The organism is Streptococcus caballi DSM 19004, assembly GCF_000379985.1.
GTDB lineage: Bacteria > Bacillota > Bacilli > Lactobacillales > Streptococcaceae > Streptococcus > Streptococcus caballi.
Genome location: NZ_KB904103.1, coordinates 1 through 6,042, shown reverse-complemented (window position 1 = coordinate 6,042; position 6,042 = coordinate 1). Strand labels below are relative to the sequence as shown.

7 protein-coding genes are annotated in these 6,042 nt (G+C 38.9%); all 7 read right to left on the bottom strand.

The genetic code is table 11. The features are described 5' to 3' along the window. The coding region (locus tag A3GS_RS0108910) for a hypothetical protein (RefSeq protein ID WP_026216341.1) at nucleotides 1-1,717 on the bottom strand (1,717 nt) is incomplete at its 3' end. A 10-nt stretch (nucleotides 1,718-1,727) separates the two neighbouring features. Next, nucleotides 1,728-2,207, bottom strand: coding sequence for a hypothetical protein (locus tag A3GS_RS0108905; protein WP_018365057.1), 480 nt, complete (start codon nucleotides 2,205-2,207; stop codon nucleotides 1,728-1,730). 1 nt (nucleotide 2,208) lies between these two features. Next, complete coding sequence (locus tag A3GS_RS0108900) at nucleotides 2,209-2,871, bottom strand: hypothetical protein (RefSeq protein WP_018365056.1); 663 nt, start codon at nucleotides 2,869-2,871, stop codon at nucleotides 2,209-2,211. Beyond that, nucleotides 2,868-3,215: a hypothetical protein gene (locus A3GS_RS0108895; protein ID WP_018365055.1), complete on the bottom strand. Its 348-nt coding sequence runs from the start codon at nucleotides 3,213-3,215 to the stop codon at nucleotides 2,868-2,870. Before A3GS_RS0108895 ends, A3GS_RS0108900 begins: the two co-directional genes overlap by 4 nt. Before the next feature lie 23 nt (nucleotides 3,216-3,238). Further along, a complete protein-coding gene (locus A3GS_RS0108890; RefSeq protein ID WP_018365054.1) occupies nucleotides 3,239-3,658 on the bottom strand; it encodes a hypothetical protein in 420 nt (139 codons plus the stop codon). Then, nucleotides 3,655-4,191: a hypothetical protein gene (locus tag A3GS_RS0108885; RefSeq protein WP_018365053.1), complete on the bottom strand. Its 537-nt coding sequence runs from the start codon at nucleotides 4,189-4,191 to the stop codon at nucleotides 3,655-3,657. The genes A3GS_RS0108890 and A3GS_RS0108885 overlap by 4 nt, the downstream gene beginning before the upstream one ends. Before the next feature lie 12 nt (nucleotides 4,192-4,203). Beyond that, nucleotides 4,204-6,042: FtsK/SpoIIIE domain-containing protein (locus A3GS_RS0108880; protein ID WP_018365052.1), on the bottom strand; the 1,839-nt coding region annotated here is incomplete at its 5' end.

Sequence of the window (6,042 nt, the reverse complement as noted above, 5' to 3'; positions counted from 1 at the left end):
AAGCGTTCTCCCCATTTTTTAGGGTGATGACCTTAAACGAGTTTCCATGTTTATCAATAACAATGTCATTCGTCTTCTGTGACACCACATCAATCTGTGTTCCAGGCTTGATTTCGGTACCACCAGTAAAGGCACCTTTACCTTTTCCTACAACGGTTCCACCATATTTAGATAAGGCCTCTAGCAAGGCCTGACGGCTAACAGACAAACCTCCGGTTGCTGTTGTGTAATCCTGAATGCGGATATTACCCGCTTCATCAAAGCCTATCGCCTTTACTTGGACATGTTGGGTCTCTCCTGAAGCATTCTTGACTTCAATTGTGATGTTGGATTCAACATCTGTTGCTTGACTCTTAAAGACTTCTAACTGACTGGCCTTGAAATTTGAGTACGTGGAGGTATTACTTTCGATAGTGGCAACCTTTTGTGCCCAGTCTGGCTCAGAAAGATAGCTCTTACCTTCTAAAATCTTACGTTCGACATACTCTTGGTAGGCTGGATTGCCTCCACCTGAATCGCCATTACTCTTAGCGCGACTCTCTTCAATATGCTTGTTCACACCTGAGACAACCTTACCCCCGGCAAAGCTTACTAAAGCCAGAGTCGGATCCTCACCATGGATAATAGTATTATAACCTATATGAACCAGATTTGTCGCATCATCTACTGTATCTGCTGCTTTTGTTGCTACTTTTATAGTGTCATCAGCAGCACCAGCGGCCTTGAAGACTCTACCGACTCCCATGGTTCCAGCTGCAGTAATAGCTTCCGCTGCGGCCCACAAACGATCATCCGTATCTAATACAGTCCCTGATACCAAGGTGTTTCCCGTAATAGCAGAATAACCTCCATCTACAACGCTATAAACCGTTCCTGCTGTTGCTGTGGTCGTTGCTACTGCCGTTGCCGCTGCAACAACAGTTGGAGAGGCAGCCCCCCACGAAACAACTGACGCAACAATAGAAACTGCAAGAAGCCCTATCCCTAGCCACTGCTCAACTGGCTCTAGCCACTCTTTATTATCCTCCTGCCATTGGAAGTGCTTTAAACTCGAGTAATTGCCTATTTGACCTGAAATATAGAACTGACTCATCAGCTCCTCATCACTCATTCCTTTATATTTCTTGACTTCCTCTGCACTAAGTCCATTAGCTTCTGTTAGTTTATCCCTTAAATTTTCTAAACGATTCTGATAAATCTCTTGGGCTGCTTTAACAGGGCTTGCTTTATGATCTAAAATATCGGCTAGACTATAGTGCTCTGTCGTTTGGTAATCATATGCATTACCCATTTCGTCATACATGGTATTCGTTTTTTGGTAAGTGAGGTTTTTGGACTGGTAAGGTTTTTCACTCCCATTAACCTCATTTAAGGATTTTAGACTATTATCGACCCCTTTGGTAAATTTTCCATCAAGCCGCTCTAACACCTCACTATGAATGCGTTTTGCCGAAGTCAGCATGCTATCTGCTCTGTCATAAGCTGTACTGAAGGTAGAGCTTGGCATATCTTTCCCTAAGCTGGCATCCCCTGTTTGTACATACAAATGTGAGAGTCCTTCAGACTTAACGACCTGTGCAACCTCATCAATCGCCGTCAACAAATTTGTTAGCTGGGTTTCACCGTCAATACTATAGGAGGCTCCATAATAGTTACTTGTTGTACCTGTGCCTGAACCAGAGCTAAAATCTGACTTATTTGAATAATAATTTGTCATGCACCTCTCCTTACTTGTCCTTTAACGATTTAAAATAGTCAAAAGCCGACTGTTGGTTATTTCTGACAGTAGTTTGTGACTCCGATAACCTACTTTTCTCTTCTGCAGTTGCCGAAGAAGTCGCTGGAACTTGTGTATTTAACAGGAGATTTCCTATCTCAAGGGCTTGAATATTATCCACATTTACCATTGTTGAATAGGTATCTAGAGCAAATTGATGCATAACCTCCGCCAAGGTCTGCAATTCTTGAGCTTTGACAGAATAGAGGTTCAAATCTCCATCATTTCCAATGTAATTTTTAAAAATTCCTTGACTACTAACACCTGGTAGAGAGCTTACAACACTAGAAATATACTGTGTGAGATTAGTACAAGCAATGGTAATATTATAAGCTTTTAAAATCAATTCAGACTGTTCATTTAAGTCCAGCTTGATTGTCCCATTACTGCCATCCCCTGTTCTCATCTCTTCAAAAGAAACTTCAGCCATATTAGGCCCTCACTTTCATATTGCTAATCAAACTATGCTTCATCTCGCTAACTGAAACCGAGCGAATAGCCTGCTCCATCATATCGTATTCAAATAAACCACTTTTTGTATTGAAGAAAAGCCTATCTGAGTATATTTTCCCAAGTTGCTCTACCTTAAGGCGTATAGTCTTAGCATCCCCATAATAGGCCAATAAACGCATATAAGCATATGGTTCCCACTCAGACTTCAAATAATTTTTTTTCTTATCATCTAAATGATGTAGGACATCATGATTCTCAAGTAAAATGCTTAGTAAAGCAATGGTATTAAAATAATCAATAATGTAAGCATTATCTCCTACCCGCTTTATAATAACAGCCATTCGCTTGTCTTGGTCAACACCAGGAGCACAAAAATAATTACTGTCCACTTGAAAATGGTAATAGTTTTTGGCGTAAAGGCTAATGTAATAACCGTAACGGACAAATTCATCCGTTGGTTCATTCTCTTTGAGCAAGCCTATTTCTTCTAAGTCATGATAGCCTTTTTTAAGAATCTCCTTGAGCTGTTCTTTTCGAGTTTTTCCCTCCGACAAAAGAGGAGATGGTAGGAAAGACAACTCATCAGATTGATCATTCATCAGTTGTAAAGTATATAGAGCTTCTAAAGTCAATGTTTTCATGCGTTATCTATCTCCTTTATTACTGTAGCGGAAGGAATATCATTGATGAGGGTTTCCAAGCCTGATACAGCTGTCTGTAAATTGCTTACGCTCGTATGGTAATCATCATGATACTGGTTAAGGAAGTTCTTAAGATCTTCATAAGTATTCTTCGCTTTACCCTTCCACTGCTTATCATAAGCCTCTAAATTCCCAATTTGGGTCTTAACTTCATCAAGATAGGCAAGAGCCATCTCTAAATCACTCTTAATATTTTCGATATTACTGTTGTCATACTCAATCGTATCTGCGCTTCCCCACGCTCCACCACTATCATTAATAGAGGCATTGATAATATCAGACATCCGTTACTCCTTTCTAATAAATGCTAATCCCACCAATAATAGTATTCATCTACAAAAGGTGTGTGTCCCTCATTAAATTCAGCTTGATCGCTGTCAATTAAGACATCTAGTACCGAAATTTTTTCTTCTAGAGTATCATATAAATTTATGAAAGAAGTATTCGCATCTTTAACAAAATCACGATATTCAGTCAGAGTTTTCTTATCGTTTGTTAGCTTCGTTTGGAAATTGGATAGATATGACTGATAGCCCGCATTCCCATTTAATTTATCAAGAGCATCTTTACAAGTTTCAATTAAGCTATCTACACCAGACACGCTACGTTGGAAATTTAGGGAATGATTTGAGATAGAGTTTTTAACACGCTTATATTTATCTCTTTTAGCTTTATTCCTGGTAATTCTCGCCTTTAATTGAGCATCACGAGCTTTTGACTTTGTCATTCCTGTCCCCCTTCTGTCACTGAGCTACTATCAACTTCTACCTCAGTAGCGCTATCACTAATAGACTGCAAGCCTGAATCATAAGTACTATTATTCTGGTTCACGATGCTAGTTGATGTTGAGGTATCTGGAACATTTCTCTCTCTAACAACAGTAGGTTGGTAGAGTGTTATGAAACCAATTATAACACTTAAAAGAGCTCCTCCGATGACTATTGACCGTTTTACATGCCACTCTCTTGGAAGAGGAATTTTAGCGCTAAATCCTGAGTTTCTTATCCAGTCTGGATGTTCTCTCATCACCCTATTAGCATTAGCAATTGTGCGTAAATACCCCAATAAACCTATAATAATGATAAGTCCCAATGTTCTAAAACGGTAGATACTGGATTGAGAGGAGTGATTAGTAATCATGATAATCATACCAACTATGACAGAGATGACCACTAGCAAAATGCCTAAACTTCTCCAAAGTCCCTCGCGTCGATACAACTTGAGTTCATCAAAGCTCATTTCTTCAAAATTCTTCTTCATTAATATTTCTCCTTATTTCGTTATTTTCAAAAGTGTCTGTACGTCTTTATAATGGAGGTAAATTTGGTCCGTATTAAGTGGTCCTTCTATACCCGTTGAACTACGTTTAAAGAAGGTTTGGTCTACCATTTTCATACCAACAACAATACCAACAACTGGCTTCAATTCTAAATAACGTTGAATACTATTCTTATGCGTTAAATAAGCTTTGCTTGACACGAAAATAAAGTGTATCCCAACTTTTTGACCTTCTTCGTACATCAAGGCAAAATCATTATCTGTCAAACGAGTTACCTCTATAAAATGACCTAGATCTGATATGAAAATAAAACGATCCTGATAGTATTGTCGTTGACGTTCTTCAATAATCTGTTCCTTCAGCGCCTCAGCAATTAAGGAAACATCGGTCTCATTACTATCTAAATTGACAATATACCCAAATTTTTCACTATGTTCAAGCATCATATCATCACTATTATAAAGACTAATATTCTCTACACCAAGCACCAATGTTGCGACATCAAGCAAGTGTCTAAGTATATTCTGCCTTGCGGTAACTTTATCCCATTCCACCAATATATGACCCAACTGCTTAATGGCAATTGAAACACTAATAACATCATCATAGCTAATACCAAATGGAAATTCTTGATTTTGTATAGCTTGCTTGGTGCTAGGCATCGTTGAGAAGTTATTGAACGATAATAATTCAGGCACAATCGGAATGCGATGTGGGCGTTCGCCTTTCCAATGTTTGTCTATTTCAACGATTTCTGCTTTTAAGTTTTCTGTAATCTCAAAAGCGTCCACTCCTTTATTTGGTAATGCTACCTGAAAAATTTCAGGATTATCAACCTTAATTAAACCTCGTCCTGGTAAATCTTCGATAACTAATTGAGTTCTTCCAACAATTGTCTTAGACTCTGAATCATCTGTCAATTTCAATGATAACTTAGTTTTTATATTAGATTGAAGGCTTGCTCTTAATGCAGCTAATCGACCAGCTGTAAGTACCAAATAAAGTCCGAAACCTGCACCATCACGAGAAATAGTCGTAATAATTCCTTCCAAAGCTAACTCATTCGGTGTTCCTCGTAACCCCTCAAAGCTATCGATAAAAAGAACAATTTTCGGAAGAACTTCTCCACTAACTTGTTCATAAGCTTCTAAGGTAGCGACAGTGTGGGAAGCAAATAAAGATTTTCTTCGCCTCATCTCATCATTAAGGCGGACAACGAACTTAGGAATTTTTTCATTATCATCTGCGTAAATAATATCTGCAACATGAGGAAGATTAAGCAATGGTAGTAAACCGTTTGTCCCAAAATCCAACAGATAAATATTCAATTGCTCTGGGGTATTACGTCTTGCTAAATCAAGAGCTACTGTTAATAAGAAGTTGGTTTTCCCCATACCTGGACCTGAAAATAAGGCAATATTACCATCTTTTGAAAAAGAATGTGCTGCACAAATTTGAGTTTGCCGACTTGGAATATCAATTTTTCCAAACACAATCTCTAAATTAGATTTTCCACTTGTCCACTGAGGTTTTTCAAAGTATAGTTCATCCAAAGAAATCCGTTCTGCCAACGGTGGTAACCATGGGCGAGCGAGTGGTTTTAGGGCGAGAGTATGCGTTAGGTCACGAATGTTAGTGACAATGGCATCCAGCTCGCTTGGCACTTGGCGAATGTCATCCGCATCCTCTAGTCCTGACAGGTCTTCATTGAGGATATCGTATTGCCCCAAGGCGTTGATGGCATAGATGGTATGGTCTTCAATTCCTTGGTCTGCCTTATCAGGTTGGTACTCTGCCCCTGACCAAGCACTTTGGAAGAGTTCATAGACTTC

Bases quoted from the DNA above. Each gene is read 5' to 3' on its own strand.
- A3GS_RS0108885 (WP_018365053.1), bottom strand. From the start codon at position 4,191: ATGAAGAAGAATTTTGAAGAAATGAGCTTTGATGAACTCAAGTTGTAT.
- A3GS_RS0108890 (WP_018365054.1), bottom strand. From the start codon at position 3,658: ATGACAAAGTCAAAAGCTCGTGATGCTCAATTAAAGGCGAGAATTACC.
- A3GS_RS0108905 (WP_018365057.1), bottom strand. From the start codon at position 2,207: ATGGCTGAAGTTTCTTTTGAAGAGATGAGAACAGGGGATGGCAGTAAT.
- A3GS_RS0108900 (WP_018365056.1), bottom strand. From the start codon at position 2,871: ATGAAAACATTGACTTTAGAAGCTCTATATACTTTACAACTGATGAAT.
- A3GS_RS0108895 (WP_018365055.1), bottom strand. From the start codon at position 3,215: ATGTCTGATATTATCAATGCCTCTATTAATGATAGTGGTGGAGCGTGG.